Origin of the sequence: Methylocaldum marinum, from assembly GCF_003584645.1 — a bacterium.
Lineage (GTDB): Bacteria > Pseudomonadota > Gammaproteobacteria > Methylococcales > Methylococcaceae > Methylocaldum > Methylocaldum marinum.
In genome coordinates, this window is sequence record NZ_AP017928.1 from 2,133,439 (window position 1) to 2,152,892 (window position 19,454).

Sequence of the window (19,454 nt, forward strand, 5' to 3'; positions counted from 1 at the left end):
TCTAAAGATAAGCTGACACGAGTCTCTTCAAATGGGGAAACGACGCTTTCACCATCGCGTAATCCACGCCGAAATCGACCAGACAGGCAATGTCGTTGACCCCGACCTGTATGGCGTGATCGATGGTCTCCCGGACCTCCTCCACCGTCCCGAACAGCGCCGCGGTCTTGGAATAGCGATGGTAGGCGTATTCCAGCATCTTGGCCTTTTCCGATTCGCCGATATCGTCGACCCCCTTGCTGCGGCCCAGCCCCGATTCCACGTGGGCGTCGAGAAAGCTCCGGATATAGGCCTTGAACGGCTGTTTGACCGCGTCTTCCACGGCTGCTTTGCTCTCGTGAATGAAGGTATGCAGCATGAGCGACACGATCCCGGTCCGCGGATCGTGTCCGGCTTCCTCGCGGGCCTTGCGATACAAGGCGAACTTCTTCCCCATCGCGTCCAGATCGAGTCCGGACAGCATGGTGAACACGTTATAGCCCTGCTTTCCCGCGTAAATGAAGGCGGCGTCGTTTTGTACCGCCAGCAGCCAGACCCGGAGTTCTTGCTGGATCGGACGCGGAAACACCCGAATCGGAATCTGTTCGCCCCTCGGTCCCTCGAAATCCACGGTTTCGCCGCGCCACAGCTTCTGGACGATCGGAATGCGCTCGTTGCAGACCTCACGGCGACTCTCGTAAGTCCCCGGCGACAGAATAAAATCCTTTTCCTGCCACCCGGAGCCGAAACCCAGATCCACCCGGCCGTTGGACAGGATATCGTTCATCGCCCAGGCTTCCACCACCTCCACCGGGTGATGCAGCGGCAGGGATATGCCCGCCGTCCTAAAACGGATGCGCCGGGTTTGCGGGATCAGGTAGGCCGCGACCACGGCGGAATTGGCGAACACCGAGCCGTATTCGAAAAAATGCCGCTCGGGCAAATAAACGGCGGTGAATCCTTCGCGATCGCCGAACAGCGTGACATCGCGGGTGAACTCGTATTTTTCCCGGTTGGAGATGTCCGCGCGGACATCCGAGAAAAACAAAAAGCTGAACGAAACCGAACCCGATGCCGCGGGCTGCACCGGACCGGCGCTGCGGGGCGCTAACCCCAGGAGTTCTTCCACGGTTTTCATCGCTGATGCCTCCACGCTTCAACGGCCCGTGTTGGCCGCCGTTCCGGAGCCCGAATCGGGAGATTTTCACTCGGCATCGGCGACCGCCTCCAGTTCCTGGAGATGCTCCGACAAGGCCCGGATCGACGGGAAATCGATCAGCCATCGGGGTTGAATCTCCCGTCCCAGCCTTTTCTCCAGGCGAATCGCCAATTGCACGCCGAACACGGAATCCATGCCGTAGTTCTGGAACGCCTCGCGCTCGTCCATGTCCTGCACTTTCAGGAGGTCGGAAGCCACTTCCCGGATGATCGTCTTAAGGAAACTCTGATCGAGTCTCCAACTCGGAGAAGCGGCCTGTGCAACGGATTGATCTATTAATCCGGCCCTTAAAGACCCTATTGATTCCGTTCCGGCTGAGCTTGTCGAAGCCCCAAGCCGAGTGCCCTTCGACAAGCTCAGGGCGAACGTTATTTTGGGCCGGGTCAATAACAAGCCCTCACCCAACCCTCGCCCAGAGGGAGAGGACTTATTCGGAGTTTCCTTAAATTGAGCCCGCCTGCCCTCGTCCGTTTCTTCGGCCTCCGGAGAGGTTTGGAGCGAGAGGATTTCTTCCGCGGGCGGCCGCGGCGCCTCGGCGGGCGTTGACGGCTCGTCGGCCGGCTCGACCCGGGGCGGCGCGTCCCCGTCCTGGAACAGCAAGCGGTGTATCCGTCGAATCAAGTCCGGTTCCAGCGACTCGATCTCGCCGAGGTCTATCGCTTCGGCCAAGGTCTCCGCCGATAACGGCCTGCCTTCCCGGATTTCCCGTTCCCAGGCGCTCACCCGCGCTTCCCAAACAAGGCCCTTGGCCTCCCGGTGTTTGCCGGCCGGATCGGCGGGCGTCTCCGCCGGCCGCCGGTCGGTCTCGACATCCATGTGCCGGCATACGCTCACCGGATCGCGTACCGCCCAGATGCCGATCGCGTCCAGCCCCTGGGCCGGGCAACGGTCGAGCAGCGGAAACGCGGCTCCGATGGGAATCAGGTCGAAACCGTCGGCATCGATCTTCCGCCGCCGGTCTTTGTCCGCGCCGGCATGCACGGGGTCGGACGTCCACGGCCCCCAGCACAGCGAAACCGTGTGCCCCGCTCGTTTGCCCGCGTCTTTCAGGCGGTTCCGGTAAGCGGCGAACCGGTTCAGGAAAGCGCAGGCATAGCTATAGCCCGCCGATCCCCGTATGCCGAAAGCGACGATGGAGGAGAACAGGATGAAGAATTCCAGCGGCTCGTCCGCGGTCAGCTCGTCCAGGTACAGGGTGCCGCGGGTCTTGACATCGCCCATTTGCCGGAACGACTCCCAGTCCAGGCCGGCGATAAGCCCACCTTCGACCGTGTTGGCCAGATGGAAAACCCCGTGTATCGGCCCTAGCCTCCGCTTGATCTCGGCATAGATCCCGCGCAGCGCGGAGCGGTCGGTCACATCGACCGAGTGGTAATGGACCTCGGCGCCCAGGGCTCGCAGTGTCTCGCACTGCGCCTGCCGCTGCGGGTCGTAAGCCCGTCTCGACAGGATCACCAGCGTGGCCCGGTAACGCCGGGCCAGTTCGGTGCAGAGCTCTTCCCCGATCAGGCCCAAGCCGCCGGCCACCAGGTAGGTTTTCCGGGGCCGGAATACCGGAGGCGCGGCATCGTCGAAGGACGCCTGAACCCTGCGGCCGATTTGTCGATTCGATCGCCGGTAACGCACCCGCGGGAAGGTCCGGCTGTGGAAGATCCGGGCTCCGCCGGCGGACTCGCGGCCGCCCTGCCCCCCTGCGATCGCAGCATGCCCGTCCGCCAGCCACTCCCGGACCAGCAATTGCAGCCCGGTTGGCTCGGGCTCTCCGTCGTAGCGGCCGATCGAGGTCCAAGCATGATTCGGATTCTCCATCATCGCCGTGCCGAGGAGGCCGGAAAGCGCCTCGCAATCCAGCCGCGGCGCCGCCGAAGCGCATGCGTACAGGTAGTAGATCCGAACGGGTTCTTCCCAGGCTCTTCGCATCAGGAACCGGCTGAGTCGGTAGACCGCGGCTATGTCGCCGGCCGAGGACTGTTCCATGGGGTCGAGATCGTTCGACGGCCCCAGGAACAGCACGATCTCCGGAATCGGCTGCCGGAGATCCGGCCCGATCTCATGGGCGTGGATCAGCTGCACGCTCAGCGGCGGGGACAGCCCGGCGGCGGCCTGCAGCTGGCTCAGCAACCGCGCGAAAGCGTCCCGGTCCCGCGGGTTCGTATACACCGCCCAAATCACCTTGCCGGCAAAGCGGCCGAGCCGTGCCTTCCAGTCCAGTGCCTCGGCCAGCGGGCTGTCGACCCATTCCTCGCGCACGAAGAACCAGTTCTTGGCGGGCGGCGATGCTTCCTTGGCCGCGGCTTCCTGCACCGCCGCGAGCATGTCGGGCGTGGCCGCGCTGTTCGCCGGCGGCTCCGCGACGAACCGGCTCCGGGCTTGCTCGGATGCCGGTTCTACCCAATATTTCTCGCGCGCGAAGGGATAAGTGGGGAGCGACAGGGTCTGATGCCCCTCCGAGAACAGGCGCCGGAAGTCCGGCACATAGCCTTGAACGTACAGGTCGGCGACGGTTTCGAGATTTGCGGTGTAGCCGTCGGCGGACCCGGACTCGAGGCAGCGGTCCAGGCACTCGTCGCCGTGGCGCTTCAGCGATGACTGTTCGCCGATCCGCTCGTCCTGCACCGCGCCCAGGTGAACCCCGCGTACCCTTTGGCTATTCAGCCATTGGCCGAGCATGCCCACCAGATCCTCCAGGGAAGCCGCGACGCAGGACCAACGGTGGTTCCAGTGTTTCCGTTTCACCAGCAGGGTATAGCTGAGATTGCCCAAATCCGGCGGTTTACCCGGCGACTCGGCGCGGGCACAGAATTCGAGGAGATCCTCCGCCCGCCGGACGAGCTGGTCGCGGCTGCGGGCGGACAAGGCGATCAGCCAGGCCGGTTTCTCGTCATGGCGGCGCCCGGCCGCGGGGGCCTCTTCGATCACCAGGTGGGCATTGGTTCCGCTGAAACCGAACGAGCTGAGGGCGGCGCGCCTGACATCGCCGGGCGCCGGGTTCCAGTCCTGCAAGCGGGTATTGACATAGAAGGGGCTGCCCTCGAAGCGGATTTCCGGGTTGACCTGTTCGAAATGCAGCGAGGCCGGGATTTTCCCGTGCCTCATCGCCAGCAGGATCTTGAACAGCCCGGCGATGCCCGCCGCCGGCCCGGCATGGCCGATGTTGCTCTTGATCGAGCCCAGGGCGCAATAGCCCGCCTTGTCGGTGTAGGCGCGGAATGCGCGGGTCAGTGCCGTGACTTCGATGGGATCGCCGAGCTGGGTGCCGGTGCCGTGGGCTTCGACCATCCGGATACCCGCCGGGTCTATGCGGAAACGGTCGTAGACCTGGCGCTCCAGGCGCTCCTGGGACTTGGCGCTGGGCGCGGTGATGCCGTTGGTGCTGCCGTCCTGGTTGACGCCGATGCCGCGGATCACGCCGTGTATGGCATCGCCGTCGGCGAGGGCGTCGCTCAGGCGTTTCAAGGTCACGACGCCGACGCCTTCGCCGGGAATGAAGCCGTCCGCTTTCGCGTCGAAGCTGCGGCAGCGGCCGGACGGCGACAACATGCCCGCGCGGGTTCCGGTCCGATAGAAACCGGGCGTGCACATCACCGAGACGGCTCCCGCCAGGGCGAGGTCGATTTCCCGAGTCCACAGGGTTTGACAGGCCATGTGGATCGCCACCAGGGAACCCGAACAGGCGGTGTCCACGGTGACGGCGGGTCCCTTGATGTTCAGGTAGTAGGCGATGCGGGCGGGAATGATGGACGCCGAATTTCCCCAGAAGGCCTGGGCGGGCGCCGTCTTGGTGTCGAACAAATGGGCGTAGTCGGAACCGCCGTAGCCGAGAAACACCCCGTATTGTTTGCCATCCGCGCCGTCCACCGCGTAGCCCGCGTCTTCCAGGGCGCTCCAGGCGGTTTCCAGGAACAGCCGCTGTTGCGGGTCCATGTAAGTGGCTTCGGTGCCGGAAATCTTGAAAAACAGCGGGTCGAAGCGGTCGATGTCGTCCATGAACCCGCCGTCGGTGCAGAAATTCGGGTCCTCGGCCAGGCCGCGCGGGAAGAATTCGGACAGATTCCAGCGCGAGGCTTTGCGCACCAGGTCCTTCCCCGCCGCCAGATGGTTCCACAAGGCTTCCAGGTCGGGCGACTGGGCGAACCGGCCGCTCATGCCCACGATCGCGATCGGCTCCCGGGCAAAGCGGTGATCGTCGGCGGTGGCGGTCCAGCCGTGATTTCGAACCGACGGACCGGCTGTATTCACCGGCGATGCTTTGCCGGAACCGGTCTCCCCGCTCCGTTTCGCGGTATCCTCCGGGGTCTTCCCGGCGGACGCCGGGCATGCGACGGACGCGCTCAGCTTATCCCGGTAAGTCTCGATGATATAGCCGCTCAATCGCCGTACCGAGTTGTAATCGAAGATCGCCACGGTTTCGAGATCGAGACCGAGGCGCCGGTTGACCATCCTGATGAAATTAATGCCCAACAGGGAGTCCAGCCCGTAATCGGCAAAAGCCTGGTCCGGCGCGATGTCTCCGATGTCCATCTGCAGCGCATCGGCCAACTCTTCCGTGAGCACTTGAGTGACGAAATCGTGCGGGCCTTGCCCGTCCATGGCGCCTCCGGCGGCGGACGCCGGCTCCGGCAACGCCATTTCTCCGCCGTTTTCCGCAACGATGATTTGCTGCCCGAATCCATGGTCCTCTTCCGCCGGGAAAGACACCGAGGCGAAGCCGGCCTCCGCCAACACCCTGGCCCAGACCTCGGGGTAGAGGCCCGGTATGCCGGGAATCCGCAATTCGGGGTCGTCGTACAGCCACCAACCTTCGAGCAGGCCGAAGGTGAGGTGCACGAACAGGGATTTGCCGCTCATCTCGTTGATCAGCAGCCTCCCCCCGGGCCGCAAGGCGGAACGCGCGTGCCGCAAGGTGCGGCGGATGTTGCCGGTGGCGTGCAGGACATTGGTCGCCACGGCGAAATCGAAATGGCCGACCGCAACGCCCTGCTCGCCCAGGGGTTTGTCGATGTCCAGGATGCGCGTGCTCAGATAGGCGTTGCCCGGCGCGTAGTGCCGCTTGGCATGATTGAGAAAGGCCTTGGACAAATCGGTGTAGCAATAGTCCGCGATCGCATCCCCGAACGGCGCCAACTGCTTCAGCAGGCCGCGGGTCGTGCCGCCGGTGCCGGCCCCGATTTCCAGGATGCGGATTTTCGCCCCGGCGTCTGCCCGCAAACGCGCCTGCACGGCTGCGACCAGGGCCTCGCCCAGTACCGTGTTGAAATAGTCCGAAACCGGGTTGTTTTGGTACACCCCCTCGACCAGGGCCATGCCGCCATCGGGAAACATGATGTCGGTTGCCAGCTTCTGTCCCGTCAGGATACGCGGCAGCGCCCGCACGCAGGCCTCGACCAGCTCGGCCTGGGCGCGCTGATAGGGATTGTCCAGCCAGCGCGGCTTTTCCTGGTCCCATCGTTCCCAGAGCGTATCGAGGCCGGCGACCGCCTTCTCCGGCGAATACAGCTTCCCGGCCCGCCGCTCCAGGTATCCCCGCTCGACCAGCAGTTCCATGCTTTCGTCGAGCCAGCGCCGGTAGAACGCGGGAAACGTGCGGTGACGGCCGAAGTCCGTGTCCGGGTTCGAGCCGGCCCGTTCCAGGCCGTCCACCCGATCGAGGATGCCGACGGCCCGGAGGCTGGCCCAGAGCAGATCGAACAGCAGGGCTTCCATCGCGGCATTTTCAAGGTCGCTCTTCCGTTCCCGCAGTTGCGCCCGGAGCCGGTTCCGGTCCGGGAGCACGGGCGGATTCGGCCGCGCGGACTGCGGCTTCGGACCGTATTCCTTGTTCGCGAATCGATAAGTCGGCAGGTGCGCGCGCCGGACCGTCCTGCCCGCGTAGTCCGCCGCCCAGTCGATGTCCTGTCCCCGGCACCAGCCTTCCGCGAGTTTTTCGAGCGGCTCGTTCATGCCCGGGAGCGCGCCGTCTCCGCCGTCGCGGGCCTGCGCGATCCCCTGCCAGCAGCCCGCCACGGTCTGCCCGCCGAGATACGCCGCCATCTTCCGCGCCAGCTCGGACACCGTGTTCGCGGCAAAGACCAGCCGGTGCCGCATGGCTTCACGCCCCGTCTGCAGGGTATAGGCGATTTCCTCCAGCGTGGCGGCAGGGGCCGGCGAACCGTCTTCCCGCCGCGCAAAGAAGGCAACGTAGTCCTGCACCAGTTCGCGCAGACTGTTTTCGGTCCGGGCGGAGAGCGGAACGAGCCGGGGCTTTTCGAGCGTTTCGCCGGGGGGTGCCGAAGAGATGTATTCCCGGACCACCAGGTGGGCATTGGTGCCGCTGTGGCCGAAAGAGTTGATCGCCGCCGTCCGCGGAGCGCCGTTGCGCGACGGCCACGGCGCCGCCTCGGCATTGATGTAGAAAGGCGAGCCTTGGAACTCGATCAGCGGGTTCAGCCGCTCGAAATGCAGCAGTCCCGGCAGCTTCCCGTGCCGCATCGACAACAGGGTCTTGATCAGGCCGATGACCCCGGCCGCGGCGGAAGTATGGCCGATATGCGATTTCGCGCTGCCGACCGCGCAATAGGCCTGGCCGCCGGTCAGCTTCGCGAACGCCCGGACCAGGGCATTGGCTTCCACCGGGTCGCCCAGCTTGGTGCCGGTGCCGTGGGCTTCGACATAGGTAATGTCCGCCGGATCGATGCCGAATTTCTCGTAAACCGCGGCGATCAGCCGTTCTTGGGCGAGCCCGTTGGGCGCGGTGATGCCGTTGCTGGCGCCGTCCTGATTGATGCCGGAGCCGCAGATCACGCCGTCGATGGCATCGCCGTCGGCGATCGCGTCTTCCAGGCGCTTGAGCACCACCAGGCCGATGCCTTCGGAGATCACGGTGCCGTCGGCCGAGGCATCGAAGGTGGCGCAGGTTCCGCGGGGAGACAGCATTTCCGCCGCCGACAGGTTGACCAGCGCTTCCTGGTTCATGCAGGCGTTGACCCCGCCGGCCAGCGCCAGGTCCGACTCGCCGCTGCGCAGGCTTTCGCAGGCCAGGTGTATCGCCACCGCCGAGGACGAGCAGCCGGTATTAACCACCAGTGCCGGGCCGGCCAGATTCAGGTGGTAGGACAAGCGCGAGGCGATCAGTGCATCGGACGCACCGGTAAAGCTTTCGTGAAAATAGCCGGCCGGCTCGGCCCCGATGAAGATGCTGGTCTTCGATCCGGCCAGCCGGGTCGGGTCGTAACCGGCATCCTCCAGCGCTTTCCAGCCCTCCTGCATGACCAGGCGCTGGTGCGGATTCATGGAATGGGCTTCGCGCGGCGACAGGTTGAAGAACTGCGGATCGAAGCCGTTGCGTTCCGAGAGAATGCCGCCCCATTTGCAATAACTCTTGCCCGGCTGCTTGACCGGGCTGAAATGGGTCGCTTGGTTCAAATAACTTTCAGGGTATTCCCGCACGCCATCGATGCCCCGAATCAGGTTATCCCAGAACTCGGCGACGCCGGCGGCGCCGGGAAACTGCCCGGACATGCCGATCACCGCGATATCCGGGGGCGCGGGCGACGCCGCCCGCCGGCCGACCGGCGACGGACGGGACTGAACGGCGGGGACGGCCGCCGACCGCGGAATCGTACCGGCCGCGGGCGAACCGGCTGCCGGCGCGCCGGATCGAGCCTCGATACGGTCCCGGTAGTTCCTGACCAGGTGATTGCCGAGCCGCGCCAGCGAGGAGTGCTCGAAAATGATCGCCGTATTGAGACGGATATTCAGGCGTTCGTTGAGCCGGTTGACGAACCGCACCCCCAGGATGGAGTCCAGCCCGTAATCGGCGAACGCCCGGTTCGGATCGATTTTCGCTTGCGGCGCTTTCAGGGTCTCCGAAAAACTGTCGGCGACGACGTCCCTGATGTATGCGTCGACATCGGCCCGCCGCCCGATGTCCGCGCCGGCCGTTACGCCGGGGGCCGCCGCGGCGTCTTCCGGCGGGCGATAATTCATCAGCGCCAGCACCTGCGGCGTGGGCCTGAAACACAGGACTTGCGACAGGGGTCCGCGCTGCTGCAAGGCGAACACGAACTTTTCGAAGCAGTCGCAGCCCTCCTCGTCCTCCAGGCAGGCAAAGTTCCGCACCGCCGCGCCCGGTTCCAGGGACGCTTTCCAGAAGCCCCAGTTGATGGTGCCGACCGGGAACGCGGCACGGTTGCGCAAGGCCTGCACCAGGGCATCCGAGAAGCTTATGCCGCTGGCATAGGCGGCGTGTTTCGCCGCGCCTGAGAAGGCATAGGCCTGCCCGGAGGAGAAATAACACAGGAAATCCAGGCGTTCTTGTTCCAGCGCGGCATAAAAATGGATGCTGCCCTGGGTTTTCACCTCCAGGATGCGCCTGAAAACGGCTTCGGTGGTTTTTTCGACGCTGTTTTCCGGGTCGAACTCCAGGGCGGAATAGATCGCGCCGTGAATCGCGGAATAGTCCGACTTGACACGCTCCACCGCCCGCCGCACGGCATCCGCGCGGGTTGCGTCGGCCTGGATGTAGACCGGCGGTTCGGCAAAGCCCGAAAATGCTTCGAGCGCCGCCCTCACCTTCGCGGCGTCCGGCGCGCTGCGCCCCAGCCAGACGACCCGCGCCTGGTAGCGGCCGATGAGATGGCGGGTGATGACCCGGCCTATCGTGCCGCTGCCGCCGAGTATCAGGTAGACGCCGCGTTGCCGGATGGGGGAAAGCGCCGGCTGCGGCCAGGCCAGGTCGTGAAACGCCTGCCGGTAGCGGATTCCGGCCCGGATCTTGATGGCTTCCCCGGTGCTCGACGGCGGTTCGCTCACGATCGTCGAAACCAGGTATTCCAGTGCTTCCGGCTGCTTCAAATCCCGCTCGGACAAATCGATGTTTCTTACCGCGAACCGCGAGTTCCCCTGTGCAACGGCATAAGCCAGGCCGGTCAGGCCCGCGCCCTGCGGCCGAACCGCTTCGCCTTCGATGGCATAGTTGCCCAGGGTCAGGATATACGTATCGATAGCGTGCGGCCCGGTGTTGTGCCCGGCCAGGTACTTGATCAGCCGCAGCAATTGAATTTCGTTGCTTTCCGGGCTGGCCGCGAGGTCCTGCAGCGGCAGGGCGGCGGGGTCGGCATCGTCCAGCGCAAGGAAATACAGGGCGTCGATATCGCCCGCGTCGCGCAGGCAAGTGGCGAATCCTGACTCATCCCCGATTCCGCACAGCCATTCGCCGGGGGCTGCCCGCCGGGTCTCGTCGGCCAGCCGAACGAGCATGATTTCGGCATCGCGGTGGATGTCCGCGATGGCTTTCTCCAGGCGGACCGAAGACCCGCCGCACACGATCAACACCCGTCGATGGGCCGCCTCTCCGGATGCCGGAACAGGCGCCTGCGCTTCCCAGCGCACCAGGAAGCCGATCCCGGGCGCCGCCGGCGCAGGCGCCCGGCTTGCCTGCGGCTGTCGCACCCGCTCCTCGTACCAGTAGCGTTCTGCCAGGAACGGATAAGTAGGCAGACTGATGCGATGGGGAGGCTCCGTGTCCGCATCGTACAGACGGCTCCAATCGAAATCGAAGCCCAGCACCCATAGTTCCAGCAGCTTCGGGTATTTCTTCTTGGCGATCCAGGTCTCGACCAGGGCCGCGCCGTCCTCGTCCGCCCGAAACACGTTCAAGGCTTCCCGACCGGACCCCGCCGGCGTCAGGTAGATGCCGGCGAGCGCGGCGGCGTCGCCATCGTCCCCCGGCGTCAGAAAAGCCTCCAGCTTCGCTTCAACTTCCTGCATGGATGCGGCCGTGAAAGCAAGGCGGGCCTCCATCGCTTCCCGTCCGACCTGCAAGGTGTAGGAGAGATTGGCGAGATTGAAGCCGCCGGTGCTTGCCTCGACCGGCGTTCCGCGTACCTTTTCCAGCAGGCGCGCGGCCGCGATGCGCAAGCGTTCCCCGTTCCCGGCGGACAGCGGAATGACGGCGGGATGCGCCGCTGCCGCCCGCCGCGGAGCCTCCGGACCAGCCGGCAGATATTCTTCGATAATGACGTGGGCATTGGCGCCGCCGGCGCCGAACGAAGACAGGCCGGCGGTTCTCGGAAACTCCCGGAGTGCGCCGTCCACCGCCAGCCGGGGTCTCTGCCAGGCGCTCAGGTCCTGCTGTACCGTGAACGGCGTGTCGGCGAACTCGATGGCCGGATTGGCGGTCGCGCTGTGCAGGGACGGCACCAGTTGCCCGTGCTTCATCTGCAACAGCACCTTGGTCAGCCCGGCGATGCCGGCCGCGCTTTCGCAATGGCCGATATTCGATTTGATGGAGCCGATCGCGCAACTGCGCCGCCCGGCGCCGGCATGATCCGGCATGGATTCGGCGAAGGCTTTCGCCAGGCCCTTGATTTCAATCGGATCGCCCAGGGCGGTGCCGGTGCCGTGGGCCTCGACGTAGCTGACCGCCGCCGCGGAAACCCCCGCCCGGTGCAAGGCCTCGCTCACCAGCGCGGCCTGCGCCAGGGGATTCGGCACGGTGTAGCCGTTGGTCCTGCCCCCGGCATTGATCGCGCTGCCTTTCAGCACGCCGTAGATATTGTCCCGGTCCTCGATGGCCTCCGCCAACGGCTTGAGAATCACCGCGCCGATGCCTTCCGCGGCGATGAACCCGTCCGCACCGGCTCCGAAGGACCTGCACTCCGGGCCGGCGGAGAGCATTCCCAGCTCGGTCAGGGCGGTAAAGTGGCTCGGGTCCAGGATCAGGTTCACCCCGCCGACGACCGCGCGCTTGCTGGTGCCCGAATAGAGGCTCTCCAGCGCCAGGTGGAGCGCGGTGAGCGAAGCCGAACAAGCCGTGTCCACCGCCAGGCTCGGCCCCTGGAAATCGAACTGGTGGGAAATCCGGTTGGCGATCGAAAAATAGGCCGGCTTGCCCCGGTAGCTGGAATTCATGACGCCGACGAAGACGCCGGTCTTGCGGTCGCGGCCGAAGTTTTCCGGGGTGTAGCCGGCATCCTGCAGTGCTTCGTAAGCGCACTGCAGAAACAGCCGTTCCTGCGGGTCCATGGCTTCCGCTTCGCGCGGCGAAATCCGGAAGAACAGCGGGTCGAAGCGGTCCACGTCGTCGATGAACCCTCCCCACCGGGTATAGAGTTTTCCGGGCTCACCCTTGCGGGGAGCGAAGTAATCCTTCCAGTCCCAGCGGCTGGCGGGAATCTCGCCTATGCAGCTGCTTCCCGCCCGGAGCCGCTCCCAAAGTTCGTCGACATTGCGAGCTTGCGGATAGCGGCCGCTAAGACCGATGACCGCCACGTCGAAGACGTTGGGGCCGCTGCGTTCGGCCGCGCTGCCGCCGGTACCGGCGGCGGGCCTTTCCCGCGCGGCGAAGCGCGGACGCAGGGCGGGCACGGCCGGCCTGCTTTCCCGGAGCGGACCCGCCGGCGCGGCGGGCTCGACCGGCGCCGCCGGCTTCAGGCCGACCACGTCCGCCAGCACGTCTTTTTGGGTCTCGAGCAAATGGTCCGCCAGCGCGTCCAGGGTCCGGACTTCGAAGAACAGGGTATTGCTGATTTTCTTGAAGTCCTTGCGCAGCTCGTTGGCCAGTTGCACGACCAGGATCGAATCGATGCCGTAAATCTCCAAAGGCTTGGACGAATCGATCTGGCGCGGGCTCATTTTCAGCGTACGCGCCACCCGCTCCTTGAGATACGCCGTGCTCTTTTCGCGCAGCGCGGCTTCGCTGAAGACGACGGCCGGAGCGCGGCCGGGGTCGCCTTCCGGATGCGGCGCCGCTGCCGCCACTGCAACCCCGGGCGCGTCCAGCCGCGGCCGCGCCTGGCGGACGATCCCGTCGCTTTGCGCCGCGACGATCTGCAAGCCCAGGGAAGCGGCGTATTCCACCGGCAGGCACACCGGCGAGAAGCCTTCTTCACCCAGTATTTCAGTCCAGGTTTCCGGGTACAGGCCGGGGCTTCCCGGAATCCGCAGCGGAGCATCCCGGTAAAGCCACCAGCCCTCCAGCAGGCCGAAGGTGAGGTGGGACAGCACGCTGTGCCGGCTGAGCTCGTTCAGCAAGAGAATGCCATGGGTTCGGAGGGCCGCCTTGGCATTGCGCAAGGTCGAGCGGATATCACGGGTCGCGTGCAGCACGTTCGCGGCGATGACGAAATCGTAGCGGTCGGGCGCGATGCCGGCGTCTTCTCCCGACTGTTCGGCCAGGGGCTTTTCCACGTTGAAGATTCGCGTCGACAGGAATGGATGCTCCGCTGCGTAATGCTCCCGCGCGTGCAGCAGGAAAGCCTTGGAAATATCGGTGTAGCAATACTCTTCGATGGTCCGGGCGAACGGACGCAGCCGGGGCAGAATCGTTGCCGTGGTGCCTCCGGTACCCGCGCCGATTTCGAGGATGCGGAGCTTCGGGGCGGGCTTCCCCACGGCGGCGCTTTCGCGCAAGCGTTCCTCGATCGCGGTGACCAGGAAATCCGCGAGCGCCTGCTGAAAATAGTCCGAGACCACATTCCCCCGATAAATCCCCTCCACCAGCGCCATGGAAGAATTCGGGAACATCACGTCGGTGGCGGCGAGCTTGCCGGTGAGGATGTCCGGGAGCGCCCGCATGCAGGTTTCGACCAGGACGACCGTCGCCCGCAGGTTGGGGTTGGCCATCCAGCCCGCTTTGGCGGCGTCCCATTCTTCCCACAGCCGCTCCGGGGTCGCGGCCGGGCCCCCCTGCCCTTGGCCGGCGTCGAGCAGGCGCAGGCTTTCCTCCAGCCAGCGCCGGAAATAGCGGGGCAGCGGCCGCTCGCCGTACCGCAATCCCAGCGACCGCAGGGTGGCGTCGAGCAGCCTGAGCAGCAGCGCATCCAGCACCGGGTTGTGCGATTCTTCCTCCAGCCGCCGCCATTCCACCCGGGCATGGGGCAGCCGGGCACGCTCGGCGCAGAAGCGCTGATGGGCTTGCTCCAGTACAGCGGGAATGGCAGGCGGGTAAGCCGTGACGTCCTCGGTTCCGCAGGCGTCGGCGACGACCCCGGCGGTCAGGGCCTTGAACGGAGCCAGCTGCCGGAACGGCGAAGCCATGAACCTTTCCAGGATGTCCATGCCTTCCTGCGGCTCGATCGAACCGTCGCCGGCGTCCCGGCGGCGGGCCCGGTAGGCGGTATCGTTGACGATGCCGATCGAGCCCCAGTAACCCCAGTTGATCAGCTTGACGACCGGCTTGTGATAGCTGCTGCCGTTGCTGAAGGTGTAGGGCCACTGCCGGGCCAGCTTGAGCGCGAAAGCGTCCTCGAAGGTACAGCCGGCGGCGTAGTTGCTCTGCCCCGGCGCCCTCGCGAAGGCTTGCATGGACGAAAAGAACAGCACGAAGTCCAGCGGCTCCTTGCGGAAAACTCGGGCCAGGCACACGCTCACGTCGACCTTGGCCGACAGGGAGTCCAGGAAGCGCCGCTCGTCCATGCGGCCCAGGCTGAGATCGTTCAGCACGATGGCGGAGTGCACCACGCCGTGAATCCGCGGATGGAGGGCCTTGATCTCGCGGAAGGCATTTTCCAGCGCCTCGAAATCGCGTGCGTCGGCGGCGAAGTAGCTTACCGCGGCAGGCTCCGGCAGCGCGGCCAGCTGCCGCTCGATGGCCTCGTCCTTTTCACGCCGGCCGATCCAGACGATCTTCGCCCGGTAGCGCTCGATCATGTAGCGGCTCCAGACTTCGCCGATCCCGCCGGCCCCGCCGATCACGACGTAAACCCCGCCGTGGCGGTACCGCGAGGAGGCTTCCGCCGCCGCTTGCAAGGGATGCACCCGAATCAGCGCCTGGCGGAACCACTCCGGTCCCCGTCCCGCATCGGCAGCGCGGCTTGCGCGGTAGGCCAGCGCCCTTCCCCCGGGCTCCGCCGGCACCGCGAACAGGGTCTGCAAGGGCCAGTCCGCGGCCGACTCGGAATCGAGGTCGAGCAGGCGGACCGTCCAGTGCGGGTATTCCTTGGCCAGGCTCCCCGCCAGGCCGTGTATGCCGGCGTGGGTGGGATCGGTGATATCGCGCGGCGTCACGTCCTGGGTGCGGAAGGTCAGCACGGTCCAGTCCAGCTCGCGCTCGCCGTATCCGGCGGCCAGCAAGGCCTTGACGATTCTGAACAGGAACCGTACGCCCCGTTCTTGCGCCCGGATCATGCTCTCGTCCGGCTGCCATTTGTCCGGCGCGGCCTCGGCCGGGGTTCCTGCCGGTGCGATCCAGACCAGGTGTTCGATCGCCTCCGGCGGAAACTGCCCGGCGATACGCTCGATCGAATCGGCCGGGGAAATCGCCAGCTCCGCGGCCGACCGATAACGTTCGCGGATGGCCCGCATCTGCTCGGGCGTCGCGCCGATCACCCACGGGCGGCGATCGTAGTCCGCCGTCAACCCGGCATGTTCGTCGTCGGGGACGGCGTTCCAGACCGGCATGAGGGCATGCAGGGGAAACGCCGCGGCCGCGTCGTGCCGGGGCTCGGGCTGCGCGGCTTCGGCCGGCCTGCCGCCGATGGGTCTGGACGACAGGCCTCTTATCCTGACCCGGACATTGCCGTGCCGGTCGCACAGCTCCACGTCCAGCTTTTGCACGGGATCGGAAGGCGAGCTGCCCGGCGCATAACGCATCCAGGCCCACATCTCGTCCTCGCAACGGCCCAGGATTTCCAGCCGTTCCAGCGCGAACGGCAGGCTCGGCTGCGCGGCACCGCGAAGAGCCTCGCCCTCCCCGCCCATGACCAGGCCGATGGCCGACTGGATGGCGGCATCCATCAAGCTCGGATGCAAACCGTAGCGCGCGTCCTGGCCGCGCATCGCCGCCGGCAGGGTCAAGCCGGCCAGCGCTTGCCCCTCGCCCAGCGCGATGTGCCGGATTCCCTGTAGGCGCTCGCCGTGGCGGACGCCCTCCGAGCGTATCCGCCGGTAACAGGCTTCCGCAGTCAGTTCGCGCGGCATTTGCCGCTGCAGCCGGGAAATGTCCAGGGTAGCCGGCGTCTCCGTCTCCGCCGGTTCCGGGATGCGGGCGCGGCCCTCGGCGTGAACCGTGAGCGTGTCCTTTCCGGCTTCGGCCGGGTCGCTTCGGGTATAGATTTCAAAGTAAAGCCGGGCGTCCGCCTCCTCGAAGACCCGGACATGGACTTCCCGCGGACGCTCGACACGGAGGGGCCGCATCCAGGCGAAATCGGTGAACAGCAGGCTCGCTCCCGCGTCCGGCGCGCGGCCCCTGGCCGCCAGGACCGCGGCCCGGGCCATTTCCAGGTAGACCACGCCGGGCAGGACTTTTTGCGGACCTTGCCCTTCCGTTTCGACGAGATGGTCGGCCAGGAAAAACTCGTCGCCGGAAAAGCGCGAGGTGTAGCGCTGCGCGGACAGGTCCGAGGTATTTTCGTGGAGCAGCGGGTGTATCCGGGCCACCGCTTCGGCGGCGGGAAAATCCTCCAAAGCGCCGGTTTTCGGCACGCGACGAAGCCAATAGCGCTGTTCGGCAAACGGGTATCCGGGCAGGGAAATCCGCTGCGGCGCGCCGGCCGGGTACAGGCGCGGCCAGTCCAGCGGCACGCCCTGCCGGTAGCAGTCCGCCAGATCCTCGAACGCCTGAACCTCCAAGAGGACATCGCCTTTCGTCCCGGCCAGGCGGTGCAAGCTGTCCTCGGCCTGTTTCTTCAGGCGCTTGAAGACCTCGTCCGGCAGCCCGACCGTTTCGGCCGCGGCGGCCGCTCGCGCTTTCAGATCCGGCAGGCCGGCGAGCAGTTCCTCCGCATCGCGGACGACCAGGGCCTCCCGGTAGGCGAAATGGCTTCTCCCGGCTTGCAGGGTATAGGCGACATCGGCCAGTGAGAAAGACGGCTCCCGGCCGTGGTCCCGCACCCACTGCCATAGATCGTCCGCCCGCCGCGCCAGGGCCTCCGGGGTTTTTGCCGACAGCACGATCAGATAAAAAGACGGAGCCGCGGAGACCGAGGGCTTGCGCGGGGGCGCTTCTTCCACCACCACATGGGCGTTGGTTCCGCTCATGCCGAACGCGCTCACCCCGGCCCGCAAGGGCTGGCCGTCGATGCGCGGCCAATCCTTCAAGCGGGTGTTGACGTAAAACGGACTGCCGGCGAAAGCGATATGCTCGTTGGCTTTCCTGAAGTGCAAGGACGGCACCAGCTTTTGCCGCTCGAGGCACAGCAGAACCTTGAACAGGCCCATCAGTCCCGCCGCCTCCAGGGTATGCCCGATGTTGGTCTTGATCGAGCCCAGCGCGCAGCGCTGCGCGGCCACCCGGTAGCGGGCGAAGGCATCGCTCAGCGCGTGCACTTCGATGGGGTCGCCCAGCTGGGTGCCGGTGCCGTGCGCTTCGATATAGCCGATCGTGTTCGGGTCGATCCGGAAGCGCTCGTAGACCTCGAGCAGCAGAGCCGTCTGGGCGGGGCCGCTGGGCGCCGTCAGGCCGTTGGTCCGGCCGTCGTGGTTGATGCCGTAGCCGCGGATGACGCCGTACACGGGATCGCCGTCGCGCAGGGCATCGGCCAGCCGCTTCAGAACGACCACGCCGACCGCTTCGCCCGGAACGATGCCCCGTGCATCCTGATCGAAGCTCCGGCATTTTCCCTCCGGGAAGATCATGCCCACTTGATGCATGGTGGCGTGGGCCGTGCCCGTGCTCATCAGGGAAATACCGCCGACCAGGCCCATTTCCGCCCGGCCGCTGCGGAGCATGTCGCAGGCCATCACCAGGGCCGTGAGGGACGACGAGCAGGCCGTATTCACCGCCACGCTGGGGCCGCGCAGGTTGAGAAAATAAGAAATGCGGGCCGCCATCGCCGAGACGCTGCGGCCGGTCAGGGAATGGGGATTGATATCGCGGATGCCGGTTTCGCTCAGGTAATCGCCCTGGGTACAGCCGATGAAGACGCAGCAGGATTTTGAGCTGAGCGATTCCGCCGGGTATCCGGCATCTTCGAAAGCCTTCCAGCTTTCCTGCAGCAACAGCCGCTGCTGCGGGTCCATCTGCTCGGCTTCTTTCGGCGAAATCTCGAAAAAGAGCGGATCGAAACAATCGATATCGTCCAGGAAAGCCCCCCATCGCCCGGAACTCCCCGCTCCCGGTTCTTCGAGGTGCCGGCGCGAACCCGGGAGTTCGCCCACGGCATCCCGCCCTTCGCTTAGGAAAGTCCACATCTCTTGCAGGTTACGCGCCCCCGGAATGCGGCCCGACATCCCGATCACGGCGATCCCGGCACTATCCGCCGCCGCCTCGCGGACGGGAACCGAAGGCGTCTCGGCACGGGTATCCGCCGCCGGATACGCGCCCTCGCGCGGCCGCCGGTCCAGTTCCAGATACAGTTTCAATCCCTCTTCCGGCGTCAGTTGCCGGCTTCTGACTCGCTCCAGAATGTCTGCCTTCGAGATGCTCATCGTGTTCATATCCTGAAAGTTCCGCGCAACGTTCGGCCAGTGACCGCCTCCCGTCAAAATCCCCGATCCCGGCTGCCCCGGTCCGGCTTTCGGTAAACCACCGGATTCAGGTCGTCATTGTTCAGGGGGTCGCCGATACCGAGCGTCGCCAGGTAATCTTCCGGCAGTACATTGGGTTTGCCGTTGAAGGTCGAGCCGTCGGGCATGTAGGCGCAAGTCCAGCCTTCGCGGTGGTACGGCGTCATGTTGATCCCGGAGCCGTGCAGGGTCAGGCCGTTGTGAAAAGTGCAGTCGCCCGCCTTCAGCGGCAGCGATACCGCTTCCCGCTCCCGCCAGTGCTCGTAGCCCGGCAGATCGAACAACCCGGCCACATGGTCCTGTGCGAAGACCGGCAGATCGAAATCGACCTCGCGGTGCGAGCCCGGCATGAAATAAAGGCCGCCATTGTCGGGGCGGCTATCGGTCAGCGCGACCCAGACCGTGATGCCGCGGCGGGAGTTGAACGACCAGTAAGCCGCGTCGAAATGCCAGAAGGTGCCGTTGGCCCAGGGCTGCTTGACGAACGCGGAGTCGTGCCAGAGGCGCACGGCATCCACGCCGGACAGTTCCGCGGCGATTTTCGCGATGCCCGGACTGAGGGCGAATTCGCGCAGCGGCTCGTAAGTCCGCCACAGGTTGAGCCGCTGCCGGAACATGCGTTCGAAAACCGGCTTTTCATCGGCCAGGATGTCCCGGTCGGCGAAACGGTAGTTTCCGCGCAGCGCCAATGCCTGATTCTGATAGGTCCGAAGACGCTCGGTTTCCTCCGGGCTCAGCAGGGAGCGAATCCGCACGAAGCCGTATTCGTTGTAGAAATCGATGTCTTCCGGATTGATGCTGTTTCTCATGAAACCTTTCCCAAAACATTCGG

The 19,454-nt window shown here is 65.6% G+C and carries 3 protein-coding genes; all 3 read right to left on the minus strand.

The window, feature by feature from the left end:
* Position 1: 1 nt before the first annotated feature.
* Positions 2 to 1,117, minus strand: coding sequence for a MupA/Atu3671 family FMN-dependent luciferase-like monooxygenase (locus sS8_RS09370; protein ID WP_119629419.1), 1,116 nt, complete (start codon positions 1,115 to 1,117; stop codon positions 2 to 4).
* A gap of 66 nt (positions 1,118 to 1,183) precedes the next feature.
* Positions 1,184 to 18,544: an SDR family NAD(P)-dependent oxidoreductase gene (locus sS8_RS09375; RefSeq protein ID WP_170161019.1), complete on the minus strand. Its 17,361-nt coding sequence runs from the start codon at positions 18,542 to 18,544 to the stop codon at positions 1,184 to 1,186.
* 53 nt (positions 18,545 to 18,597) lie between these two features.
* Positions 18,598 to 19,431 (minus strand): phytanoyl-CoA dioxygenase family protein, encoded by an 834-nt coding sequence (locus sS8_RS09380; RefSeq protein WP_119629421.1) that lies wholly within the window; start codon positions 19,429 to 19,431, stop codon positions 18,598 to 18,600.
* Between the last annotated feature and the right edge of the window lie 23 nt (positions 19,432 to 19,454).